The 23,413-nt window shown below is 33.7% G+C and carries 25 protein-coding genes and 2 pseudogenes; 7 read left to right on the top strand and 20 right to left on the bottom strand.

The features are described from left to right. Window positions 1–298: 298 nt before the first annotated feature. The 7 genes from JOC75_RS02835 to JOC75_RS02805 form a co-directional block, all read right to left on the bottom strand. Window positions 299–520 (bottom strand): hypothetical protein, encoded by a 222-nt coding sequence (locus JOC75_RS02835; RefSeq protein ID WP_204952597.1) that lies wholly within the window; start codon window positions 518–520, stop codon window positions 299–301. Window positions 521–555: 35 nt separating this feature from the next. Then, a complete protein-coding gene (locus JOC75_RS02830) occupies window positions 556–1,683 on the bottom strand; it encodes an NtaA/DmoA family FMN-dependent monooxygenase (RefSeq protein ID WP_204952596.1) in 1,128 nt (375 codons plus the stop codon). A 481-nt stretch (window positions 1,684–2,164) separates the two neighbouring features. After that, window positions 2,165–3,589, bottom strand: coding sequence for a DHA2 family efflux MFS transporter permease subunit (locus JOC75_RS02825; RefSeq protein WP_204952595.1), 1,425 nt, complete (start codon window positions 3,587–3,589; stop codon window positions 2,165–2,167). A gap of 37 nt (window positions 3,590–3,626) precedes the next feature. Then, window positions 3,627–4,367 (bottom strand): oxygen-insensitive NADPH nitroreductase, encoded by a 741-nt coding sequence (gene nfsA, locus JOC75_RS02820; RefSeq protein WP_204952594.1) that lies wholly within the window; start codon window positions 4,365–4,367, stop codon window positions 3,627–3,629. 17 nt (window positions 4,368–4,384) lie between these two features. After that, complete coding sequence (locus JOC75_RS02815; RefSeq protein ID WP_239589254.1) at window positions 4,385–5,728, bottom strand: NtaA/DmoA family FMN-dependent monooxygenase; 1,344 nt, start codon at window positions 5,726–5,728, stop codon at window positions 4,385–4,387. Window positions 5,729–5,964: 236 nt separating this feature from the next. Then, complete coding sequence (locus JOC75_RS02810) at window positions 5,965–6,390, bottom strand: MarR family winged helix-turn-helix transcriptional regulator (protein ID WP_204952593.1); 426 nt, start codon at window positions 6,388–6,390, stop codon at window positions 5,965–5,967. 474 nt (window positions 6,391–6,864) lie between these two features. Further along, window positions 6,865–7,224: a winged helix-turn-helix transcriptional regulator gene (locus JOC75_RS02805; RefSeq protein ID WP_204952592.1), complete on the bottom strand. Its 360-nt coding sequence runs from the start codon at window positions 7,222–7,224 to the stop codon at window positions 6,865–6,867. Between the two features lie 225 nt (window positions 7,225–7,449). Here JOC75_RS02805 and JOC75_RS02800 point away from each other — a divergent pair, with 225 nt between their 5' ends. Then, a complete protein-coding gene (locus JOC75_RS02800) occupies window positions 7,450–8,190 on the top strand; it encodes an NADPH-dependent F420 reductase (RefSeq protein WP_204952591.1) in 741 nt (246 codons plus the stop codon). Window positions 8,191–8,375: 185 nt separating this feature from the next. Here the strand turns inward: JOC75_RS02800 and JOC75_RS02795 are convergent, their stop codons facing one another. Beyond that, window positions 8,376–8,801, bottom strand: a complete 426-nt coding sequence (locus JOC75_RS02795; RefSeq protein WP_204952590.1) for a DMP19 family protein — start codon at window positions 8,799–8,801, stop codon at window positions 8,376–8,378. A gap of 693 nt (window positions 8,802–9,494) precedes the next feature. On the opposite strand from JOC75_RS02795, the pseudogene JOC75_RS24435 reads away from it, so the two are divergent. The 4 genes and pseudogenes from JOC75_RS24435 to JOC75_RS02775 all read left to right on the top strand — a co-directional run bounded on the left by JOC75_RS24435 (window position 9,495) and on the right by JOC75_RS02775 (window position 12,800). Further along, window positions 9,495–10,247 (top strand): annotated as a pseudogene (locus tag JOC75_RS24435) (DUF817 family protein). A gap of 236 nt (window positions 10,248–10,483) precedes the next feature. After that, window positions 10,484–10,924: a hypothetical protein gene (locus JOC75_RS02785; RefSeq protein ID WP_204952589.1), complete on the top strand. Its 441-nt coding sequence runs from the start codon at window positions 10,484–10,486 to the stop codon at window positions 10,922–10,924. Next, window positions 10,921–12,141, top strand: coding sequence for a peptide ABC transporter permease (locus JOC75_RS02780; protein WP_204952588.1), 1,221 nt, complete (start codon window positions 10,921–10,923; stop codon window positions 12,139–12,141). Before JOC75_RS02785 ends, JOC75_RS02780 begins: the two co-directional genes overlap by 4 nt. Continuing rightward, a complete protein-coding gene (locus JOC75_RS02775) occupies window positions 12,138–12,800 on the top strand; it encodes an ABC transporter ATP-binding protein (protein ID WP_204952587.1) in 663 nt (220 codons plus the stop codon). The genes JOC75_RS02780 and JOC75_RS02775 overlap by 4 nt, the downstream gene beginning before the upstream one ends. A gap of 659 nt (window positions 12,801–13,459) precedes the next feature. Here JOC75_RS02775 and JOC75_RS02770 read toward each other — a convergent pair. The 9 genes and pseudogenes from JOC75_RS02770 to JOC75_RS02730 form a co-directional block, all read right to left on the bottom strand. After that, window positions 13,460–13,930 (bottom strand): hypothetical protein, encoded by a 471-nt coding sequence (locus JOC75_RS02770; protein WP_204952586.1) that lies wholly within the window; start codon window positions 13,928–13,930, stop codon window positions 13,460–13,462. Window positions 13,931–13,940: 10 nt separating this feature from the next. Further along, entirely contained in the window at window positions 13,941–14,948 is a 1,008-nt protein-coding gene (locus JOC75_RS02765; RefSeq protein ID WP_204952585.1) for a DUF3231 family protein, read from the bottom strand. Window positions 14,949–15,967: 1,019 nt separating this feature from the next. Further along, the gene (locus JOC75_RS02760; protein ID WP_204952584.1) at window positions 15,968–16,264 is read right to left on the bottom strand and encodes a MafI2 family immunity protein; all 297 of its coding nucleotides are present in this window, start codon (window positions 16,262–16,264) and stop codon (window positions 15,968–15,970) included. 140 nt (window positions 16,265–16,404) lie between these two features. After that, window positions 16,405–16,611 carry a hypothetical protein gene (locus JOC75_RS02755; protein WP_204952583.1) on the bottom strand — a complete coding sequence of 69 codons (207 nt, stop codon included), beginning with the start codon at window positions 16,609–16,611 and terminating at the stop codon, window positions 16,405–16,407. A 144-nt stretch (window positions 16,612–16,755) separates the two neighbouring features. After that, window positions 16,756–17,337: pseudogene (locus JOC75_RS24430) on the bottom strand (DUF3885 domain-containing protein). A gap of 224 nt (window positions 17,338–17,561) precedes the next feature. Then, window positions 17,562–17,876, bottom strand: coding sequence for a hypothetical protein (locus tag JOC75_RS02745; protein WP_204952582.1), 315 nt, complete (start codon window positions 17,874–17,876; stop codon window positions 17,562–17,564). 182 nt (window positions 17,877–18,058) lie between these two features. Further along, window positions 18,059–18,664, bottom strand: a complete 606-nt coding sequence (locus JOC75_RS24330; protein WP_338036542.1) for a DUF6366 family protein — start codon at window positions 18,662–18,664, stop codon at window positions 18,059–18,061. A gap of 44 nt (window positions 18,665–18,708) precedes the next feature. Beyond that, entirely contained in the window at window positions 18,709–19,068 is a 360-nt protein-coding gene (locus JOC75_RS02735) for a hypothetical protein (RefSeq protein ID WP_204952581.1), read from the bottom strand. 201 nt (window positions 19,069–19,269) lie between these two features. Then, a complete protein-coding gene (locus tag JOC75_RS02730; RefSeq protein WP_204952580.1) occupies window positions 19,270–19,680 on the bottom strand; it encodes an Lrp/AsnC family transcriptional regulator in 411 nt (136 codons plus the stop codon). Window positions 19,681–19,810: 130 nt separating this feature from the next. Here JOC75_RS02730 and JOC75_RS02725 point away from each other — a divergent pair, with 130 nt between their 5' ends. Both JOC75_RS02725 and JOC75_RS02720 read left to right on the top strand, forming a co-directional pair. Further along, entirely contained in the window at window positions 19,811–20,572 is a 762-nt protein-coding gene (locus JOC75_RS02725; protein WP_204952579.1) for an MBL fold metallo-hydrolase, read from the top strand. A gap of 33 nt (window positions 20,573–20,605) precedes the next feature. Further along, the gene (locus JOC75_RS02720) at window positions 20,606–21,013 is read left to right on the top strand and encodes an ester cyclase (RefSeq protein ID WP_047974201.1); all 408 of its coding nucleotides are present in this window, start codon (window positions 20,606–20,608) and stop codon (window positions 21,011–21,013) included. 657 nt (window positions 21,014–21,670) lie between these two features. Here JOC75_RS02720 and JOC75_RS02715 read toward each other — a convergent pair. The 3 genes from JOC75_RS02715 to JOC75_RS02705 are packed head-to-tail and all read right to left on the bottom strand — an operon-like array spanning window position 21,671 to window position 22,908. Next, on the bottom strand, window positions 21,671–21,871 hold the full coding sequence (locus tag JOC75_RS02715) for a helix-turn-helix domain-containing protein (RefSeq protein WP_204952578.1): 201 nt from the start codon (window positions 21,869–21,871) through the stop codon (window positions 21,671–21,673). After that, a complete protein-coding gene (locus JOC75_RS02710; RefSeq protein WP_204952577.1) occupies window positions 21,864–22,013 on the bottom strand; it encodes a hypothetical protein in 150 nt (49 codons plus the stop codon). The genes JOC75_RS02715 and JOC75_RS02710 overlap by 8 nt, the downstream gene beginning before the upstream one ends. A gap of 58 nt (window positions 22,014–22,071) precedes the next feature. Continuing rightward, a complete protein-coding gene (locus JOC75_RS02705) occupies window positions 22,072–22,908 on the bottom strand; it encodes a hypothetical protein (protein ID WP_204952576.1) in 837 nt (278 codons plus the stop codon). Window positions 22,909–23,413: the final 505 nt, after the last annotated feature.

Raw genomic sequence — 23,413 nt, 5'->3', positions numbered from 1 at the left:
ATCGACCTTTATTTCCCTAATGAATAGTATCGTTGTACTGTGCAGTAAAGAAGTTTCTTTTATGAGGTCTTCTTCAAAATCAACTCAATTTTTTCCAATTACATTAAGATTATTTCTTTTATAGAGAATTCACTAAACGATCACAAAAAGTGCCTTTAACCACCGTATTTTGTCGATGATGTCGACATACTTCGGGTAGTGGCAGTGGCACGAATACTGAAGTTGCTCAGTAAATAAACATATTTAGTATACTAAATAGTTAATCAATTACAACCCATAAAGAACCATCAAATGCCAATTATACAATATTTCGATTCATAAAGTACCAGCGATCACCTCTGTTATGAAGATTCCCTTTTTTCTTCAGGGTCCTTAATTGTTTAAAAATAGAAGCTTGAGGATTCGTTTCTTCCGTTACTAATAAATTGTTTGTTTTTGAATCCAAACATGAAACAATCTTCTTTGCACTTATTCCTGGGTGTTCTTTTATACTAGTGAGGATAATGTCCTCCATTTTCATTGGTCACACCTCTCCTCTGTTTAATCAAAGTATAACTAGATAGAATATCTATGTTCTGGATAAGGTAAACCCAAATTTCCACGTAAGGTGTTCGATTCATATTCTTTACGGAAAATTCCTCTTTCTTGTAAGATAGGGACGACTAATTCAATAAAGTCATCAAACCCTGAAGGATGCTCCTGTCTTAGCAGCAATAGATCCATCGCCCCTGCCTCGTACCAGTGTTGAATTTGATCTGCTACCTTTTCTGCCGAACCAAAAATTTTCGGTTTTGGGAGACGGTAAATCGGCATCAGCTCTTGAAGTTCCTGAAATTTTTCTTCAGCTTCTCTTTCTGTTCTTCCTACAATCGGATTATGTGAAATCGTAAGTAGGAAATCATCAAACGAACGCCCTTCCAATTCCACTCTTCTCTTTAACTCTTGACTAAAAGCTTTTGCATCTTCTAAATTATCAGCAGGGAGAAATACACCGTCGGCATGCTTTGAGGCAATATTCATGAAATCTGAAGAAGTTCCAGCTTGGAAAATAACCGGTCTTCCTTGTCTGGAACGACTAATATTTAAAGGACCATCCACAGAAAAATAGTTACCTCTATAATTTAGAGCATGCATTTTTTGTGGATCAAAGAATACGCCACTTTTTTTATCCCGTATAAATGCGTCATCCTCATAGGAGTCCCAAAGACCTTCGACAATCTCTAAAAACTCTTTTTTCATTGGATACAAATCTGCTTTAGAAAGATGAGTGCGACTATAATTTGCTAGTCCTCCTGGATTAGAAGTGACAGCATTCCATCCTGCTCGACCATTACTGATTTTGTCAAGAGAAGCCATTTGACGGGAAACAGTGAATGGATCCGCATAGGAAGTTGCAATAGTGGCAGTAAGTCCTATGGAATGCGTCACCATGCTTAAGGCAGACAGAATACTTACACCTTCAAACATACTAAGGTAATGAGGAATCATTCCTGGACCAATATGGCTAACGTCAGTTAAAAAGATTGTGTCAAACTTTCCCTCTTCTAATCTTTTTGCTTTTTGTACATAGTAATCAATGCTTTCACTAGCATTTGCTGGCATATCTGGGTGGCGCCAGCCCATGTAATTCCAGCCTACCCCATCTATAGTCCCGGCTATTTTAAGTTGTTTTTTTTCTTTCATTCAATTCACCTGCTTTCGTTCTAATCTTGATAGCTATTTAAATTTATATCAAATGCTTATGCTAGTAATTGATGTCCGTTTAGTCTGCTTTCTAGACTAGGATAAAAATCAGCGATTATAATTTCATCTACTAAAGCTTCTTTTGCCAATCGTTTTATCTTTTCAGTAACATTGGCTACACTCCCAATAACAAAACGAACTTTATTATATTGACGGGCTTCCTCTTCCTGTAATGTTTAAACATACTTACGGGCTTCCTCTTCCTGTAATGTTTAAACATACTTACGGGCTTCCTCTTCCTGTAATGTTTAAACATACTTACGGGCTTCCTCTAGTGATTGAAATGAAAGATCGCGTATAAGAACTTTTTTCTTTTACAGTTATCGGGTATAAAACAAGTGAAACACCTGGAAAAGATAAATGCACAGGGTCAACTTATATATTAATTTTCTAAGTGACCCTGTTCTTATTTATAGTAGCATCAATGCGCTGAATATCGCTCCTCGTGATTGACTACGCGGCGAATGAAAAATGCCAAGATCAATCCAATCAATGCAATGATCATTGTGAACCAGAACACACTTTGTGATCCTGCCGTCATCGCGTTTGCTATTTCGGTCAGCTTAGTAGGATCGGAGGAGCTATGCAAGTATTTCTCCATCCCACCATTAAGGATACTGATTGCGATCGCTATACCAATCGCGCCCGCAACCTGCTGCAGTGTGTTTAAGACTGCCGTACCATGCGGGTATAATTCCGGCGGTAATTGATTTAGTCCGTTCGTTTGTGCAGGCATCCAAATCATAGCTACTCCCACCATTAGGCCGATATGCAAAGCCACGATAAAGGCTACTGAAGAAACCGGGGATAGGGTTGTAAAGAACCATAACATCACTGTAACGAGAATGAGGCCGGGAGTAACGAGCCATTTCGGTCCATACTTATCAAATAAACGCCCCACTAGTGGTGATAGGATACCGTTCAACGCGCTGCCCGGTAAAAGCATGAGGCCGGCGATGAAAACAGATAATCCTGCACCAGTTTGCAGAAACATCGGCAGAATAATCATGCTTGACATAATAATCATCATACATGACAGTACTAGAAGCATCCCAATAACATACATCGGATATTTGAAAACCCTCAGATTTAACATCGGTTCGTGCATTAAGTTCTGCCTTAGTATGAACAACACCAGAGCGATAAGTCCAACGACGATAACAATCATGCCGCTCCAACCTTCAGCTCCTTCGCCCGCCTTACTGAAGCCATAGACAACTCCTCCAAAACCGATTGTTGACAATAAAACAGATAGCAGATCGATTCTAGGCTTAGTGACATCCGTAACGTTTTCCAAGTACTTTAGTCCTATTAATAACCCTATAACCAAAAGTGGCAGCGATAACCAGAAAATGTAATGCCATGTTAAATATTGGATTAATAGACCACCTATGGTCGGTCCGGTTGCTGGAGCGAACATTATAACAAGTCCAACAAATCCCATAGCAGCCCCCCGCTTTTCAGGCGGATAGATGACAAGAACAGTATTAAACATGAGTGGAAGCAACAAGCCCATACCAACGGCCTGTAAAACTCGGCCGATCATTAACATTTCAAAACTAAACGCGAGCGCTGCAATCAATGTACCTAAAATTAAACTGATGAGAGAACCTACGAACAGCTGCCTCGTCGTAAACATTTGTAGCAGTAACCCGCTCATTGGCATTAAAATGCCGAGTGTTAATAAGAACCCAGTTGTTAACCAATGTGCGGTTGTGGTCGAAATTTGGAACACTTCCATTAAGTTAGTCATTGCAATATTGAGAGCAGTTTCGCTGAACATACCGACGAAACCGCACATAAGTAGTGCTGCCATAATGGCACGCGTATTGTATTGATTCTTCATTTTTATCTCCTCGTAAATTCATTAAATTAATAACAATTTATTTTTTAGCAAATCCCTGTTTGTTTAAATACTCGAGCATGAAGGGCAACTTGCTTCTTTCAAGATGATCCTCAATATGATCTTTCCAGCCCTTTACTTTCTTCACTGTGAAAGGCGCTTTAACAGGTCGATTTTGGTAATATTCACGCATCTGTTGGTCATAAGTTGCTAATTTTTCTTTATCTAAAGGTTGATATTGATTATCAAACATGACCATCGATTGAGGCAAACGTGGTTTTAGTTCAGGCTTCTCTCCAGCAGGATGTCCTATGCATAGCCCTACTAAAGGAATCACATACTTTGGTAATTTTAATACCTCGCTTAATTCTGTAATATTAGCCCTTACTCCGCCGATGTAGACACCACCGAGCCCCATTGATTCTGCTGCAGTTAAAGCATTTTGAGCCATGAGCCCAGCATCGAATGATCCTATTAATAGGTATTCAATATAGTCAAGGTCTACGTTGGGAGCAATTTCATGATTTCGGTTAAAATCTGCACAAAAAATCCAAAACTCTGCTGCTTCTTCGATATACGGTTGATTTACAGAGAGTTGCATCACTTTTTTTCGAAGATTTGGGTCTGTAATCCTAATAATAGAAACCACCTGCAAAAGGCTGAAAGATGACGTTTGATTAGCTGCCTTAAAGATTGCATCTCGTTGTTCCTCTGTCAGTGGTTGATTTGTAAAAGAACGAATGGATGTATGATCTTGAAGCAATTCAAGGGTTTTATTCATTTGAATCCTCTCCTCTATTATTTATTATTATCTTTCAGTCTACCGTATTGATAAGGAACTCCCATATTCTCACGTAGTGTTTTTCCTTCATAATCTTTGTGAAACAAACCACGGTCCTGCAAAATTGGGACAACATGTTCCACAAAATCAGCAACTCCATCATAGGCTATATCCGGAACAACCGAGAAGCCGTCACATGCACCAGCCAAAAACCATTCTTCCAAGAAATCAGCAACTTGTACGGGGGTACCTGCCACGACTGGATGATAGTTAATGACCCCATGTGCAAGAACATCTCGAATCGATAGCCCTTTTCCTAGTAGCTCTAAAGCTCTGTGGGAACGTGGATCCATTGGGTTGGCATATGCCTTTTTCAACAAGTCAGCTGATAAAGGTTGATCAATATCTACCGAATTCACTGATAATGGTAAACCTACCATTGAACCAAGGTAACTTACCCTTCCTGGTATCTCCTCTGGATTAAAACTCATAAGCTGTCTTCGTCGTTCTAAACTTTCTTCTTCCGTTGAACCGATGGAAAACATAAAACCTGCGTACATCTTAATGTCATCGGGATTTCGACCAAAACGAGTTGCACTTTGGCGAAGTGCTTGCCTATGTTCACGAGCAGATTCTATATCATAAGGGTTAGCGTAGACCCCAGAAGCGTAGCTCCCCGCCAATTCCAGTCCTTCTTTTCCTCCACCTGCTTGGAAAATAACCGGTTGGCCTTGCTCAGAGGGTGGGATAGGCAAAGGACCACGGGATGAATAATATTGCCCTTCAAGATTGATAGGCTGAATTTTGTCCATGTCGGCAAATTTTCCTCCTTCTGCATCTAACGTCCACGCATCTTGTTCCCAACTCCCCCATAATGCTTGAACAATTTGGATGGATTCATGTGCCATATCATAGCGTTCTTTGCGACTGGCAACTTTAATACCAAAATTTGCTGCCGCTACTGGGAGGGATGAAGTCACCGCATTCCATCCTACACGCCCATTACTTATAACATCGAGTGCCTTGAACTGACGTGCAATGTTGTATGGATAATTGAATGTCGTTGAATGTGTCGCCACAAGTCCAATATGTTTCGTCTCTCTAGCTACAGCCATTAGTGCTAACATAGGGTCCATAGGGAACATAGGAGTCTGAGGTCCTAAATCGACGGTCAATGCCGGAGTATCAGCGATAAAGATCATTTGAAATTTTCCTTTTTCAGCTATTTTAGCTCGTTCCACGTAACTATCCGTATTTGTGTAGGCTGCTGGATCTGTACTAGGCATTCTCCAGGCGCTGAATTCGGCTCCGTATCCAGAAATCATTTGTAGTGCTAATTGCATTTCTTTTCTTTTTTCCATGTATATTTCTCCTTTTTATTTTCTAAAAGTAACTAAAAGAGTCAGAATTAAATCACTCTAAGCAGGGCAAAACGAGTAATATTTAGCTTACTAACTAATTTGTTAAAGGTAATCATCTAACAGTTTCTACTTTTAATTTCCTTACTTGTTAGGTATCACAAGTGACATTGTACTATTTAATATATTTAGGTTGCTATACAATTATTTAGCATGCTAAATATCTACACAGAGGAAACTTAGAGCAAGTTTCTCTCCATTCTCTTCATAAAATCCCTCAATAATAGACGTTCTTCCGGTAAGAATGAATGGAGCAATTTTTCTTGCTGCTGTTTCCATTTGAGATCAACCGGTTTCTCTAATTCTTTGCCTTTGTCCGTTAGAAAGATTCGCATAACCCTCGCATCTTGTTCATCACGTTTACGGTATATAAATCCGTTTTGCTCCAATGATTTAACCATATTTGTAACCGTAGGCGGTTCACATTTTAAGTGTTCACATAGCTGCATTTGCGTTACCCCATCTTCTTGCCACAAACGAAAGAGTAAATTATCTTGACCTACATAGAGATTAAGTTCTCTAAGACTTTCACTATAATCTCGACGCATTTGAAATGAGATTTTATCTAACGACTGACGAATATCGCAATCAACACTATTGTTCATAGATGTTCCTCCACTACTAAATATATTTAGCAAGCTAACTATATCACGGTGAAAATTTAGTTGTCAACTTAAGGCCTCCTTACAAATTATCGGGCCCATTCAAAACGAAGTATTAAATAAATCTTGACAATTAGGTATGAAACAGTTGATGAGGATCATATGTTTCACCTATTGTTGAATACATACTTGCCTTTTAATGTTGTATTGAGTGATTTTGTTACATGCACTAGAATATAATCATTTCACACCTTTGTTAAGAGGGCAATAAAAATAGATCTAGTACATTTTTTTGTACTTAGAGGAATCTCTTATTGTATTAACATGCTAAGTCAGTAAAAAAACTACCACAGATTAAAACAGATTCGGATCTTATAATTCATGCTCGTTACTATATATATTTCTTCACAGACTTTTATCATAAACTCAATTTAGTTTTTGAATTCTCAACGGTAAACTATGAATAAGGAGCATCGGTTAATCTAATTGCTCCCCATACTTCTTCCCAAACTCTTCCATCAAATCAATAATAGGAACCAAATCTCCCCCCTTTGAGGTTAATGAATACTCTACGCGAGGAGGAACCTCCGGAAAAACTTTGCGATTAATTAAACCATCTGTTTCCAATTCTCTAAGTTGCTTTGTAAGAGAACCCTGTGAAATGTCCCCTAAAAAAGCTTTAATTTCACTATAACGACGCTCTGTGGACTTTAGAAACCAAAGAATTACATATTTCCAACGTCCGGAGAGTACATTTTGGGTATAAGCAATACCATAAAATTCTCTTTGTTCCTTTATACACTCTTTATCAAATCCATCCTTACATATCCTAGACACCTAAACACCTGCTTTCTACTGTTAAGTACAAAAAAATGTACTACGTCAATTTAAATTGCCTACTTCAATTAGAAGAGAAATCATTTTATTCTAGTATATGTAACAGAAATACTCAATACCTTTTTAATTTGTAGTGAATATATGGTTACCGTCTGATAATCATATGATTGTGTAACTTTAAGCAGAATATTTCTTTTATATACTATTTTCTTAGGAGGAACAGTAATGAGATTTGGAATTATAGGTGCAGGGCCAATTGGGTCAATTATTTCTAAAAAATTAGTTGAAAGTGGACATGCTGTAAAAATTGCAGATGCACGAGGAATTGAACGTCTAGAAGGGAAAGAGCTTGCTGGAACAGCTGTGCCTGTAGAGGATGCAATTAATAATATTAATGTTCTTATCATATCACTCCCTACAAGAGCACTACCAAGCATTCGAAACATTATCGAACAAGTCGCGGAGGAAGTAATCATTGTAGACACTTCAAATTACTATCCTTTTAGAGACGGCAAAATTGAAGAAATCGAGAACGGGATGGTTGAAAGTGTTTGGGTTTCAAATCAATTAGACAGACCTATCATTAAAGCTTTTAACAATTTATTAGCCTATACTTTAGAAAATGAAGGAACAACCGAAGATTCTAGTGGACGAATTGCGATGACAGTTGCCGGTGATAATCTATCACAAAAACAAGTAATCATGGGCGTGGTAAACGAGCTAGGCTTCGACGCAGTAGACAGTGGTTCTTTAAGTGATTCTTGGAGACAACAGCCAGGAACTCCCGCTTACTGCACAGAGCTAACGAAAGACCAACTTACGAAAGCGTTGAAAAAGGCAAATAAAGAAAAAGCTCCAATACTACGAGATAAGGTAATGGAAAGGTTTGAAGAGCTCTTTGCAGAAAAAAAGGAATTTTCACATAAGGACATTGTTAGAACAAACAGAGAAATATATAATTCATAAACACAAAAGGTGCACTCAGTTATAGTGCACCTTTTGTATAACAATATAAAAGTGCTTCCAGTCCGATTTAAATATTTTGTGTTACAGTAATTGTTATTGCACAGTATCTGTCTACTACGCAATAAGAAAATGCCCTTCCTTATTCCACATTACTGCTCCTTTAGCTGAAATATAAAGTTTGCACATTAGACAAACTGTTCAATATTATTCTTTATGTACGCTACCATTAGCTTATAAAGATTATTATCACACTTGTAAAATTGTTTATCTAATTTGTCCCACTCTTCTTCTTTCGTCGACTCATCTTTATCTGACTGGAAAGTTTCAATTGCTTCTTCGAATATTGTAATACTTGAATCATTAACCCACATTAAAGAATTAATTGTCTCTCTTATTAGGTGTCCTTGAGTATTATAAAAGTATTGTTCAAATCCTCCATTGCCTACTTCACCATTAAGTTTAAGTATAAGAGTAATTGTTTTTTCTCCTTCAGTCATTAAACTCAAATTAGACTTTCTTGTAGATATAATCCAATTTGCATCATTTATTATTGCTATATCAATTTCATTTTTAAAGACAAACTCTTTAAAATTAATATTCACGATTGTCATTCCTTTACATTGTTGTATACATAAATTTCAATAAAAAGGTGTATAAATCCTTCTTGGATCATGCACCATCTCTTTTTTGCTTCTTCAACTAAACTGCACCGTTAGTTTAATTGAGAAAAATCACAAATTGCACAATGTTTTAATTTACATAAAATCAGTTTACACTCTAACACTTAATTAGGTAAGTCCTTTTACAACGAAATAGCCCCTTTAGATAAAAATCCAAAGGGGCAAAGCATCGTAACTTTTTTGCAAACATCTCAACTTTATTTCAAAGCTATAAACATTTTTTCTAAAAATTCTATTTATTTTACAGTACCACTCTTCATTATGTTCCCTGTCCTGAAAACAATTCATACACAATTCATTTGAGTTATATAATCAAATAGAATTGTGTGGGAATTGAGTCTGTCACAGGGTCAGAATTCTTAAGTACTTGGAAGTTTTAGTGTAAGTGTGGATTGAATCAGTGCTTATTTCAACTCCGCATTTTTCACCTCCCTAATGCTTCAGGTTATGACTCTCTCCAATCATATTTAAAAACCGCAGTCATATAAGAAAATCACATTATATAAGATCCTTAAATTAAATCGCTTATTAATATAATTTTATTTATTTTTAATAATTATTTATTGTTTTTCGATAAATTTGGTGATATTATCTAGTTATAAAAATTGTTAGGGAGGGATAACCATTAACTCGTACTCGGAAAGTAAAAGCAAAAACGCTTTAGTTGATCTTTGGTCCTTCGCAGGCGATCAATTTAAATCTACTATATTCTCGATTTATATCTTTATTTGCTTAGGGATGACACAGTTCATTGACTTACCTTTATTTGACCGGTATGACTGGCTGCTCTTCTTTTGCCTGCTTATGCAGGTATTGATGGTCCGTTTTAGAATTGAGAGTATAGGTGAGCTAAAAGTGATAACCGTTTTCCACTTAATCGGTCTCGGATGGAGATTTTCAAAGTAAATTTGATGTTGAACTAATTAATTGACCTTCACTGATTTTTGCTGTACCGCTGGCAGCTGCAATCTATCTGAACTTTTTTACGCATCATTACATGATGGACTTACGCTTTTGTTTGTGCTTATAGCACTGACTTTCTATCAGGCGCAGCTAACCTATAAAGTGAGTAACCGTCATTTTCAGTTACCAATTACAATTCTCATGTTCTTACTGCTCATAGGTTTTTTAATATGGATTGGAGAAAATATCGCTACTTTTCTCGGCGCGTGGCAGTATCCCAATCAGCATGAATCGTGGGAATTAGTACATTTAGGAAAGATCAGTTCATGGCTGCTACTGATGATTGTGAGGTTTTTGATAGTGGCTCATCTTAAAGTGGTGAAGTGTATACTACGAAATATACTTGGGACCGTGGAGCACGTAAATAATTTTTCCCTGTTTGAATTTATTAAATATTTGCTTAACAAAATTTAATGAAATATCTATGAGATTCAATTATTAATGAATTAGAGGAAATGGTTCGGGCCTGATAGGTATTTTCCTACAGTGCCCGATTTTAAATAGATATAATTCTATCGACTTTTATATCTTATAAAGTACCGCATTCCTTTAATTATGAATAATAACTTATTGTTTTTACAGCTGCGTAGTTGGTATTTATTAAAAGGTGATACTATAAATTTATAGATACCATCTTTAAGGAGTAGTTTATGAAATATTCTTTATTTAGATTTATCGACGTTTTTGAGGCGTTTGCTATCTACCTAATCTGTTTTGCTTCAAACTTAATATTTACTTATGTACAAACGTTGAATTTAGAAGGTTCTTTTATTTTAAAGTCTTTTGTTGAAAGTATTATAGATTATCAACTTATTATAAATATTCTTCTTACATTTATTATAATCGTATTTCACTATCAATTTTTAAACCGTAGGAAAACAGAAATATCCTGCCGAATACTTGTAGGAGATACAATGGTAAATATTATCATCCTATATATCTTGAATAGTCTAGCTATATTAGTGTTTAGCTTTTTACTATCACTTTCATTAAACTTCTATTTAGAGCTGAATGTAACAAGCAATCTCTACTTAGTTTTTATTTTTATTATATATATATTAATTAGTGCAGGTCAGGTGAAAAAAGAATGAGAATTTTACGATTTTTTATAACTAAAATATTTTTAAAAAGATGGATACTTGTTTTGGGTATGATAATATTACTTTTTTTAGCTAATTATCTTTCGTTTACTACTGCTCGTTCAATTATTTCAACTTTTGAAGGTTATCAAGAAATAGAAACTATGAATCAAGAAGGAACTTTTATTGCTAATCTAGACCCAGATAGTAAAACTGATTTTGAGAAAATTAATATAGATGAAACACAAAAAGTATATGAATATTTAAACAACAATTATACTTATGCTCTGCAAGCCGATGGTTTTATCACTTCATTATATAATGAATATAAGATGGAAGTTTCTTTCAATTATATCAATGAAGAGGCTTATAAGATAAATCAATATAGATTATCTCAAGGAAACCACTTAAACTTCAATTATAAATTTAATAAAGAAAAAATACCTGTTTTAGTAGGTGCAGGACTGGCCACAACATATCCTGTAGGGTCAAATATTGAGATTACAGATCCTGTCACCCAACAATTAGTCAATTTAAAAGTTCAAGGAGTCTTGAAGGAGAATACTCATCGTTCTAATTTTTATGCTCCCAATTCAAAGAATTATTTCAATTTTTCAATTTTTCTCCCTGTAAATCAAGAATTTATTCAAAGTGCGGGTCTTGACCTCCACGTTAATGGTTTGATGGACATTGCGCTTCTTGATTCGACAGAAGAGAAAGCAATGAATTTAAAAGAACATATCCAGGAAAATCTAGGTTTAAAATTTAACTTTTTTAATCAACAAGAAAACTTTAATTACTTTGAAGATTATTATGTTTATTCATTAAAAATCATCTGTACTATCACCTTAATTTTACTCATAATCATTGTTTGTCTAGCTACCTGGAATACTTTGATAAGTATTCGATTAATGATAAAAGATTTTACAATCAATTTATTAGTCGGATTAAGTTATTCAAAACTAAGAGCCATTTTTTATATTTATTTTGGAATATTGTTTTCTATTAATCTAGCCATATTATTTGCGATAACCGCTTTCAATAGATACGGCTTTTGGTTAAGAAAAGACACAATGTTTGCTACTTACGGAATATTTGGCTTAATAAGTATGGATTGGATTGCTTTCGTTATTGTTCTTTTTATAGATTTTATTATTGGGTTTACGATTGTTGAACTTACGATTAAAAAAATAAAAAGGATTCCGATCTCCGTGGGGGTGTTAAATTGAATAGTATAATTAAACTAGAAATCCAGAAAAAAACATTCAAGAAGAAAGGTTTTTCTATCTTAAATGATTTTGAGTTGGAAGTTGAACCTGGGGAAAGACTTTCTATTATAGGGGAGTCTGGAGTTGGAAAAACTTCTTTGCTTAATATTATGGGTCTACTTGATACACAATATCAAGGGAGCTATAAGCTTTTTGATTCATCTGTTAAGGATTTATCACGAAATAAACTAGCTGAGTGGCGTAATCAAAGAATTGGTTTTGTTCTTCAGGAGTCCGCACTAATTAATTCTTTGACCATAGAGGATAATATTAAACTGCCCCTTCTGTATGCTAACATTGAAAAAGACTTAACTGTCCAAGATCACTTTAAACGAATTATTAATAAAATTGGAATTGAGCCCATTTTGAAAAAAAAACCGCTTGAATGTTCTGGCGGCCAACGATCTAGAGCTGTTTTTGCCAGAGCTGTGATTATGAATCCTCAAATAATTTTATCAGATGAACCAACTGCGTCTTTAGACTTAGAAAATAAAGAAAAAATTATCAATCTACTTTTTGATATGAATAAAGAATTTAATACTACTGTTATTACAGTGACTCATGATTTAGATTTAGCCCATCGTCATGAACGAATAATTACTCTCGAAAGGAATGAATAAAATGGGTTTCTTTACAATGATCTTGTCATTCATACTTGGCATATTCTTTACCATTCTGGGTGTTTCTCGTAGGAAACGTAACTTTTTATACAAGTTTTTCATAGTGCTAGGAATCATTCTCATTCTTTTTGCTGTTTATCTAGCAAGGCCTCATTAGGAATCATATTTATAAATAGATCATAAATGAGTTATATTTGGTACCTGAGTCTGAATTTGTTAGAAATTGAAAAAAATTTGACAATACATAACAATGTAATCAAGAAAGAGTCTGGGACATAAACATAAATAATTCCAATAGTAAAAAAAGCGAACAAAAATGTTGAGAAAACAATTTGATCGCTTTTTTCTACTATTAATCGCTATTAAGGAGATACCTATTTCTCTTTTGACTTTGAATTTCCCTCGAAGAGACATTCGAGGGAAAACCAAAATAGCCTTTATATATCTTGATACTGGTTCAACATCTATTTTATGTCGGGAATTCAAAATAAACCTTAATCATAAGTACCTTTTAGACCAACATTATTCAATAAATTAAAACAAACCATTTTGAAATAAGATTGATCAAAATGATTTGTTTTGTAGCAGAATAATTTTGATTACTTCCAGTAATCCTTATTCAACTAACGCACGCCGTTAGTTGAACAACAGAAAAGTTTTTAAGTCTTGTAGATAATAACTAATTTATAAATTATAAACCCTACCAAAAGCCCAGGTACTAAAGAGAGCATAGGTAAAAAAACAGGACCAATTATCACACCAAATATTTTTAATGAGGTTGAATATATTAAGCCTATTGTAATAAAGAATGCTCCAAATACAAAAGGTATGTAGGAAAAGCAGTTCACTTCTCCATCGGCATTACGGTATGCTTCCCACATGGCAAACATATATAAACAAGGGTAAAACATAAGCCATTGAAAGTTTGTAACATCAATGGCTTTTTGTATTTCTCCTGTAAATGAATGTATAATCGCTAAATTGAAGTTACTTAAAACATTAACGAGAATCTCCAAAAAAATGAATACACATCCTTTAAATAAACTTCCATTTAGAAACTGACCGAATCCTGGTAAAGCTATACTCCATAATAAAGCCTCATGTTTTTTAGGCTTTCTATAATCCTTCACCCTGTATCACTCAATTCAGCATTTGGTTACGTTCTTCCATTTGAGGTGGTTCTTCCATCCAACCATTTTTAATCATTATTTTTGCACCTTTATGAGCATATTCAAATATATCTTTCATAAAAATAGTCATTTTAGCTGGTAAATCATTGCGCAAACTAAAAGCAGTACCTAATGAGCCACTTCCCATAGAAAAACTGCAAAAAAGACTTGTACAATACAGCATCAACTTATCGGAAAAGGGTGCTACTGTTGAACGTGTTGCATTACCACCAGCTGTTTGAGGAGCTTGTATATTGTCTTGAAGTAAGGTTTCACTTAATTCCTTAATAATACTTTTGGCAAGTTCAGCCCCATCATTAAAGTATCTTTTAACCTCGCCTTCATTCGCACATTGAGCAAAACCTGTAATCATTTGAAGCCCAGCAACATTTGATTCGATGGAGTGATGAAGCTGAGCAACTTCCACTGAATTTAAAGACCGTTTTTCGCTAAATGGATTAACAGATAGTCCACCCAAATAGTTCTTATCTTTAACAATTTCAACTGACTGTGGCATGGAAACATGAGGAGATTTAACAAGCAATCCCTTTTCAAGCAAATATTGTGTACAAAGGTTGTAATACTTTTGAGTAATAGCAGTCAGTTCTTTAAAAATCAGTACAATATCTTCTCGATAAGCCATCGTTATATTTAATGAGTGAAGCCCCATACTAATTTCTTTCAATAGGCGTACAAACATGATGTCAAAACCATTATCGTATAATTTCGGTACCCCTTTGTTAACATCTTGAGCAGTGTACCCAATTGGTATTACAGCTCCTTCATTTTCTAAAGTTTCTGTGATGATACCAACATAATGGTCAATCTCTCCATATAAATTGGTCATTATATCCTTGGCACTTTCGTCATCGGCTTTTTCTACAAAATATTCTAATATTCGTAAAATCATTGTTTTTTCCTGATATGTAAGCCATAAGACACCTAATTCAGAAGACGTAATTGCTGATTTTTCTGGCATATAATCTCCTCCTAAAATTTTCATTTTAGGTTTAGTATAAGATGGCATCTTTATTCATTATTTTTTTTATAATATTCCACTCATTCTTTTCAACATATTGCACCGTTAGTTTAAGTGAAAAGCTTCACAATATCACATGCTTTCTAACTAAATAATAACAGAATATAACAAATTGTTGTCTATATTCCCCATAATTATGGGGTGGTTGTTGCTCAGTAAAAAGACTACTGCGCAATATGCAGTAGAAAGTATGTTTAAAATCTGGTGTTTCTTCCCCAGGACGTGTTAATAGCACTTTTCGTTAGTTCCTGTAATAAAACAAAACGCCTCAATCCATTGTTACCAATGGTTTAAGCGTTTTTATCTAATCACATTTAGTTGTTTTAATTATTATTTAACGCGAAATTGAGTTTCTAAGAATAATAGGGAGTTTCTTCCCTTTCTTTTAAAACTGGTCGCTATCATATCCAACCTTTCTTAAAATAACGCATCCTTTAATTGAATATATCTTATAGATAGGTTACTAAGTTATGCCCAGCGAAATACATAGTGTTAGCCAATTGAACATTCATTTCTATTAAAAAAGTCAATCCGTGCGTAAACACAATTACTGCTATTATAAATGTTATAAAAATCAAAAACGGACGACTCACATAAACACCTCCATTATCTAATTCTCAAGTATTTTACAATTTGAAAGTAATAATTAAACTGAACTGCCTCTATACTTCAATAAAAATTTAAGTCCGAATAGTTCCCATCATTATTTTTAATGTCTCCCTTTGGCGTAATTCCTGCTTTGGACCAAGCGCTAGTACCCTCAGCAGATGCTAATGAAATCTAGATAAGATGTTTTTCCATTGAACCCAGTCCATTTATATCTGTTGTATATTTCGTTCTATCTAAGAAAACTAACAACAGTATAAAAGAAATGATAAATGAATATATGAAGGTGTTATACTAAACTGTTTCTCAAATTTTAAAAGCATGCAACTACTCTTCATTTTTGAATAGAATATTTAATCTTGTTCCCCTCTTAGGAAAGCCCAAAATTGCATCATTTCCATTTTTAAAGGAAACGTATGATTTATATATTCCTCTACAACCTCTTCAATTATTGGAAAATCAGCAATTACCTCTGTACAGGCGATGCTTAATATTTCCTTTTCTTCCTCAGTTGGTTCACCGTCGAAATAACCTTTCCAATAAAACGTGTTGTTTTCTACTTTTACCTTTAGACCTCTTAATTTGTATGGAATTGAACCTAACAAAGACCTTTGGCAACTCAAAATAAGTTCATTATTTGGTGGTTTCATTTTTCCCTCTCAGACTTTAAGTTACTATTAAAATTCTATGTTTTATAATCGAATACCATCTTATGCTATCCTGCTCCGTTCGTGAAAAAGTGACTATTCTTATTGAACACTTGCATCCGATAGTAAAATAGATTAGCTTTCTATTTCTCATTCTTTAGCTTCTGAACTTCTTCTTCGAGGTTTTTAACTTTCTGTTGGATTTCTTTCTTAGGTTCCGTAATTCTTCTACCTAAAATAACCAAAATACTAATGAAAGCTATAGTTCCCCCAGCAAAAGCCATAATCAATAAAAATGTAATATCAAACATAAAAAGCAAAGCTCCTAACTTAAATTTTTCATATTTCACATACGAAGCGCCTACAGAAAAGTTCCAGTACCTCTTAAACAGTCCTGCTCTTCAGTTTAACATTAATTTCCTTTCTATTGGCATAGAAAAAGCGTCCCTGTCTAATTGCAGAAACGCACCCGTTAGCACAATTACAAAAGTCATTTATGTTATTTGAAGATTTTGTTCTATCTCTTCTCGGTTATATTCGGCAACCCTAGGCTTGTAGTCTTTATATAATGGCATTATGGCTTCTTTTTTATCTGCGATAACTTCGCAACCTCTATCATCATAAATGAAGAAGATGATATTCTTAGAAGTATTAATGAAAGATACATCTGGATAATATGACCCAATTTAGATTTCAATGGGCAGTCTTCGTTACAAGTTGCTTTAATTAGTAAAAGGTAATCTAAATCTCGTTTTTTTGCACTTTAGGTAAAACTGTGAAGTGTAATACTCTTCTGGTTCTTCTTCAACGTCAAAAACGAATGGCAAAGTTTCTTGCCTTAATTTAAGTTTTAATTCTTTATTTTTGAAGAAACGGTCATAAACCTTTGTTGGATTTATCCTTTTTTTATTACTTTTTCGATGATAAACATTTGTATCGAGAAAAATTTCATCTTGTTCAGAGAAGAGATAATTAAAAATAGACAATGCTTGACTATAAACTCGTTCAAACATATCAAGATTAAGCCTATCACCATCTTTAAACTGATACATTCCTTCCCCTAATTCAAAGTGAATTCCTATATCCTATTGATTATAAAGGCTTGGTTTCAAACATAGTTCTGGAAAAATATTATTTAGGTATTCCCTTAATTCCATAATAATGAACCCCATTTTTCTCGTTTTATGATGACCTTATTGTATTAAACTGCACCGTTTCTTCAACAAGAAGAAGCGATAACCCTTTATTGAGCAATCGCTCACCGTTAATTTAAGTACAATATTTCATATTTCACAATGTCCTAAAAAGGATTTCTGCCTATTATAAAAGGTATAAAAACAACTACAATTGAACCTAAAAATAGCAACCAAAAAAGAATAGACCTTGTGCGTTCTTTTATCAAAAAGTTATTTTTACTTATGACTATTCGAACAATTGTATAAGTTACAAAAAGGATATATGAAACTCCAAACCAATTTACCCAAACGTTACCATTAAACCTAATCCCTAAATTCCCATAAACTACTCTTAATACATTTTCAGTTAAAATGAAGCCAATAAATAAAAATATTACTATTTCAAGTAGTGTAACAGCATATGCTTTCCAGATAGACACTTTAATACCTCCTATACCTACCCCTTTTTAATCACTACCTCTCAATCAAACTTAAGGGCATTTTCATTTTTGATTGTTTCTTTAACCTGCTCCGTTACTTCAACAAGAAGAAGAGATAACTCTTTATTGAGCAATCGCTCACCGTTAGTGAAAATACTGAAATCTTTAAAACCACTTATATATCAATAATTGTTGAAATACACAGTATCATTAAACGTCATTCCAAAATGACTATATTCTATATGAACATTATTTATTTCTTCATTATGAATTACACTAACCCCATAAATTTCATCGTCTTTTGATGCAGTTCCATTATCTAATTCTTCATAATTGGAAGAAGGTGAAGTTCCTGTTTTAATGGCTATCTCATCTATATCGGTAAAGCCAAATTTTTTCCCTTTTTCACTTTTATAATCATCCGTTATGATAAAACCTTGTAACGCATTACTAACTTGTAACCTTGTCTCTAAAGGCTTTTCATTATTATTTACCGAAACATCTAGTATTTGTACTTCACGAAAGCCATTATTACCAATACCAATTACAACTGATTTATTATCCTCGCTTGAAGCAATAGTGCCAATCTCCAATGGTGGATTAAACTTCAATAAAAGATAAATACCACCAACAACTATTAAGAGAATAAGTATTCCTGCACCTCTCCATCCTAATCCACCGAATAAATCAGCGAGATTACTTCCGTGTATACTGCTAGAAGGATTTTTTAATTCTTCTTGCCTCATTTTCTCTCTTCTTATTTTAGGAGTTTCCTTATCGTTGTGCATTTCAATCCCCCCTATAATTTAAACCTTATTAAACTCTACTGCACCTATAGTTGAAGAACAATTAGAATAACAAAAAAGGTCTCAAAATTTACAGAGACAATTAATATCCATATCGTTTCAATACGTAAAAAAAAACTCACCACACTTCGATTCTTAAGCTCAGCAATTTTTTTAGCTACTTGAAGATTGATTGGTATAAACATTACTGAGAATAGAAATCCTCCTGAAACACAAATGAAAAAATGAATAACTCCCAAATTAGTAGTTAATTCTGCTACAGCAGTTCCTATTATAAAGACAGGTAAACCCGCCCAAATAAAGAAAGTTAGAAATGATAATAATGACGCAATTACTAGTAACATATAATTACTTTTTAACACAGATAAATAGCTCTGGAAATACAAACGTCAATCCCCCCATAGTGGAATCTTATACATTATTACTATAAATTCTAATTATTGTTGTTAATTTTTATTAAACTATCCTGCACCTTTAGTTTAACATTAATTTCCTTTTTATTGACATAGAAAAAAGCACCCCTTTTTGAAGGAATGCAACCCGTTACTTTAAGTATATTTCTTCACAAATTATCTCTTTAAAAAGTACTATTTATTTATAATTATTGATAATTTATAGTTCACATGCTTATTCAAACTTACTAAGAACTCATCTAATTCTTTAGTGGAGGGGAATTTACATTCTAAAAGGTAGCAACTATCCCCACTAATTTTATAGTTATTTATTACATATTCTATTTGTGCATTTAAGAATGTCAGATAAGGTTCGTGATACGAGCTATTTGTAATAATACTTATCATTGCGTGAATTGAATAGCCCAACTTTACTTGATTAATTTTAATGGTATATCCTTCAATGATTCCGCTATCCTCTAACTTTGCCACTCTAGCTGAAGTAGCTGGTCCAGTCAAGTGGACTTTCTCACCTAACTCTTTCATTGTTATACGACTGTTCTTGGATAGTTCATCTAGGATAAGCAGATCCGTGTTATCTAACATCTATCTAATTCCTTTCATAAATAAAGTCAAACAACCAAAACACTTTATTTAATCCATGTATCGGTCATTAACCATAGTATAGATTATAAATTGTTCGAAGGAAATTATTTTATAAAAGGAGATAATAAACATGAATATACATCAAATTCGTAATGCAACAATCGTTGTGGAATACGCAGGGAAAAAGTTTTTAATCGATCCAATGTTAGCGGAAAAAGGTACCTACCCACCTTTCCCAAATTCGCCAAGGCAAGATCAAAACAATCCTTTAGTAAGCTTACCAACATCCATTGACAATTTTATAAAAGATATAGATGCAGTTATTGTTACTCATTTGCACTATGATCATTGGGATGATGCTGCTAAAGAAGCTTTACCAAAACAGACCAAAATATTTGCCCAAAATGAAGAAGATGCGACAGAGATTCGAAACGCTGGTTTCCAAAATGTAGAGGTTTTACAAGACGATACAAAGTTTGAAGGTATCCAATTAGTGAAAACAAAAGGCGAGCATGGAAAAGGAGAAATCTTAAAACTTGCTGGTCTTGTATGTGGCGTTATATTTAAACACCAAACGGAGAAAACATTATATGTTGCAGGAGATACTGTATGGTATGAAGAAGTCCAAAAAGTAATTGAGACGAACAAACCAGAAGTAATTGTTGTAAATGCTGGTGATAATCAATTCTTCCAGGGTGGTTCTCTAGTCATGGGGAAACATGATGTCTATGAAGTGAAGAAAGCTGCTCCAGAAGCAAAAATCATTTGTGTTCACATGGAAGCTGTTAACCACTGGGGACTATCTAAAGAGGAACTGAAGAGCTTTACTAAAGAAAAAGAAATCGCCTCTAATGTATTAGTACCAAATGACGGTGAATCATACACATTTTAAATAATATTGGAAGATTATGAAGGAGTGATAGTTGTGTCGGTTGAGGCAAACAAGGAATTGGTCCGTCGCTTTTATGAAACCATCGAACAAGAAAATTATGAGGCACTTAAAGATTATTGCCATGAGAACTTTGTATTCTATCCACAACTGGATACACCTTTTCCTGGTTTAGAAGGACTTGTAGAATCAGAGAAAAAAAACTTTGATGCATTCCCTGGCTTTAAAATGCCTATTCAATCCATAATAGTTGAAGGTGATCAAGTAGCAGCATATCTCATCTTTGAAGGAACTCATACAGGTATCCCGTTGTTGGGTGTTCCTGCTACTGGAAAAACCGTTAGATTCTCTCTTATGATGAAGTTACGAATTGAAGATGGTAAAATCATTGAGAAAAGATCACATGTTGATGTAAATGATGTTCTTCGACAGCTTAAAGATTAATTTTTTTATTAAATCAAATGTATCAGTATCAAATTGACCCTTTTTGGGTCTTTTTTAATTTTTTTCTCATCTAAGTTCCCCTAATGTTAAATCACAATATTCAGAACCCTTATTAAACTATCCTGCGCCGTTAGTTTAAGTAAAAACCTTCACAATATCACTTATCTTCTAATTATAATCTTATCAGAAGATATTAAATTATTGTCCATTTTGCCACATTTTTGTAAATTCTACCTACTGTGTAGTATATGTCTACTAGGCATTAATTGGGTTATGCTAAATTCTCGTTTTGTTGCCGAAAAAAAAATAGAATCATGGTGTTTCTCCCCCAAGACGTGTTAATAACACTTATCGTCAGAGTAAGAAAGATACAGTGAAATGTAAAAAAGACTTATAATATGTATCTAAGAAAATATTCTTAGTAATTGTACGCAAAAAATTTTAGCACAAGGGAAAATTATAAAAGCTCCAATCCCTATATAAGGAACTGAAGCTTCTCATTTTGATGATCCGAGAGGGAATCCCCCCGACCCCTAACCTGTCAATAATTGCTTGGAATCAATAGTGTTAATTAATCTCCCACATGGCCAATGACAGGTTAAATCTAGAAAATTCCAAGAAAGTCCACCTTTTGAAAATGAGGTGGACTTTTATCTTTCATCTTAATACACCTTTACTTTTTACCCAATTAAAAAACTCATCTCTTAATACCCTTTTACACCTGCCAATCCTCATTAAAGGAAAGTCGGACCTATTCATAATTTCATATGCTGTTGGTTTTGAAACATGTAAAATATCGCTTATATCTTTTGCGGTTAAAATTATTGGAAAATCTCCTATAGATAGCTTTTTACTCATCTCTAATATTTTCCTTTTTATTTATTTCTAACTCTTCTTTCCCAGATTTATTTTGCTCCAGCTCCAACATCCATTTTTCTATTAATTTTAGTACACTCTTTTTCTTTTCTTCATCTACTTTAGTATCTCGATTAATCGACAAAGACACAACCTCCTTTTATAGGAGGTTGTTATTCTTCCACTTAAATTACAATGCACTCTTATAATTGCACAGGGGTAAATTCAGGAAAATCAATATTCTTTAACGATTTAGAAAAACATATAAAATTTACTTGTGAAGAAATGACTGTTTGCATACTACCAAAATGGATATTAAAATCTTTAAGTAAATTTAATGCATACGAGACATATTGAAATGGACTATTCTTATTTAATATCTCTATGATAAATCCACCATCTATCAGTTCTAAACGAATATATATATCACCGATTTCTTTATTTTCAATAATAATTCCTCTTACATCATGAAGGTTACCTTTAACGGAATTAATTAAACTTAAGAATTCTTTTTCGTTCATTCTTGGACTAGGTAAAAAATCGAAATACTCCACACTCCACTTTTTACTAGGTTTTTCTCTTTCCAACCAATCAATGGGAACTCTTGCTAAAAGTGCAGCAAATGCTATAAATTGTCTATCCAATGCTCCACTGGTTATAATTTTCCTTATATTAGGTGGGCTAATTACAGGTTTAGACACAGATTTTTTACTACCAAAATAACGTCGCAATGGATTAAAACTTATTCCATAATTATAATAGAGTTCCCGTTGCGAAAAGCTAATTACCTCTTCATTTAATAATACTAATCTTCTATTTTCCATTGATAATTTCAATAAAAATTCCCTATAGATATCCATATCTTTTCTAACATCTAATAATTCTGGCCAAGCAAGAGTATTACGCCCTAAAGAATCTTCATGAACTCTTATATAATCTTCTTCGGTTCGCTCATCATTAATGAACTCATTCATTTTTCTTTTACACATATCCAAATAAGAATTATCCATTACTTCTTTAGATCTTGGTTTATCCTTCAATATTATCACCAAAATCAAAATAACTCATTTAGCAGTGTTAATTCGCTGTTGCAATCATATGATTGCACCGTTTAATTGTACTTAAAATCTGCTTATGATTACATCTATAAGAAAGAGTTGGACATAGTTGGTTGATTATTTGATTACTTCTATGAGAAATAAGAAAAGCATCATTGAGTTTCATCTTGATAAAAATCATGTCCACATCCCTCCTTTCTAAGTAATTTTAATTGTAAGCAGATTGATATTTATTACATTAAATTGTCCTAAGGAAAAAATATAAGGGAGAATTAGATAAGTACAATGGTATATCGTACTAATAAACAAGCAAAACTCCATTAATAAATAATTCCTAAGAAACAATTTATTTTGATTTAATTACCTATTTTATCTACCCAAAAAGCCCAGAGCGATTTGCTCTAGGCCCAAAAGTCAATTTGTTCAAATCAGTGGATTCTACCTAGCGTATTACCCAATTAATATGATAAATAGCTTTTCTAAATCT

Source organism: Metabacillus crassostreae (assembly GCF_016908395.1).
GTDB lineage: Bacteria > Bacillota > Bacilli > Bacillales > Bacillaceae > Metabacillus > Metabacillus crassostreae.
The sequence above is the reverse complement of the archived record's forward strand: the minus strand, read 5'-3'. Positions and strand labels throughout refer to the sequence as shown.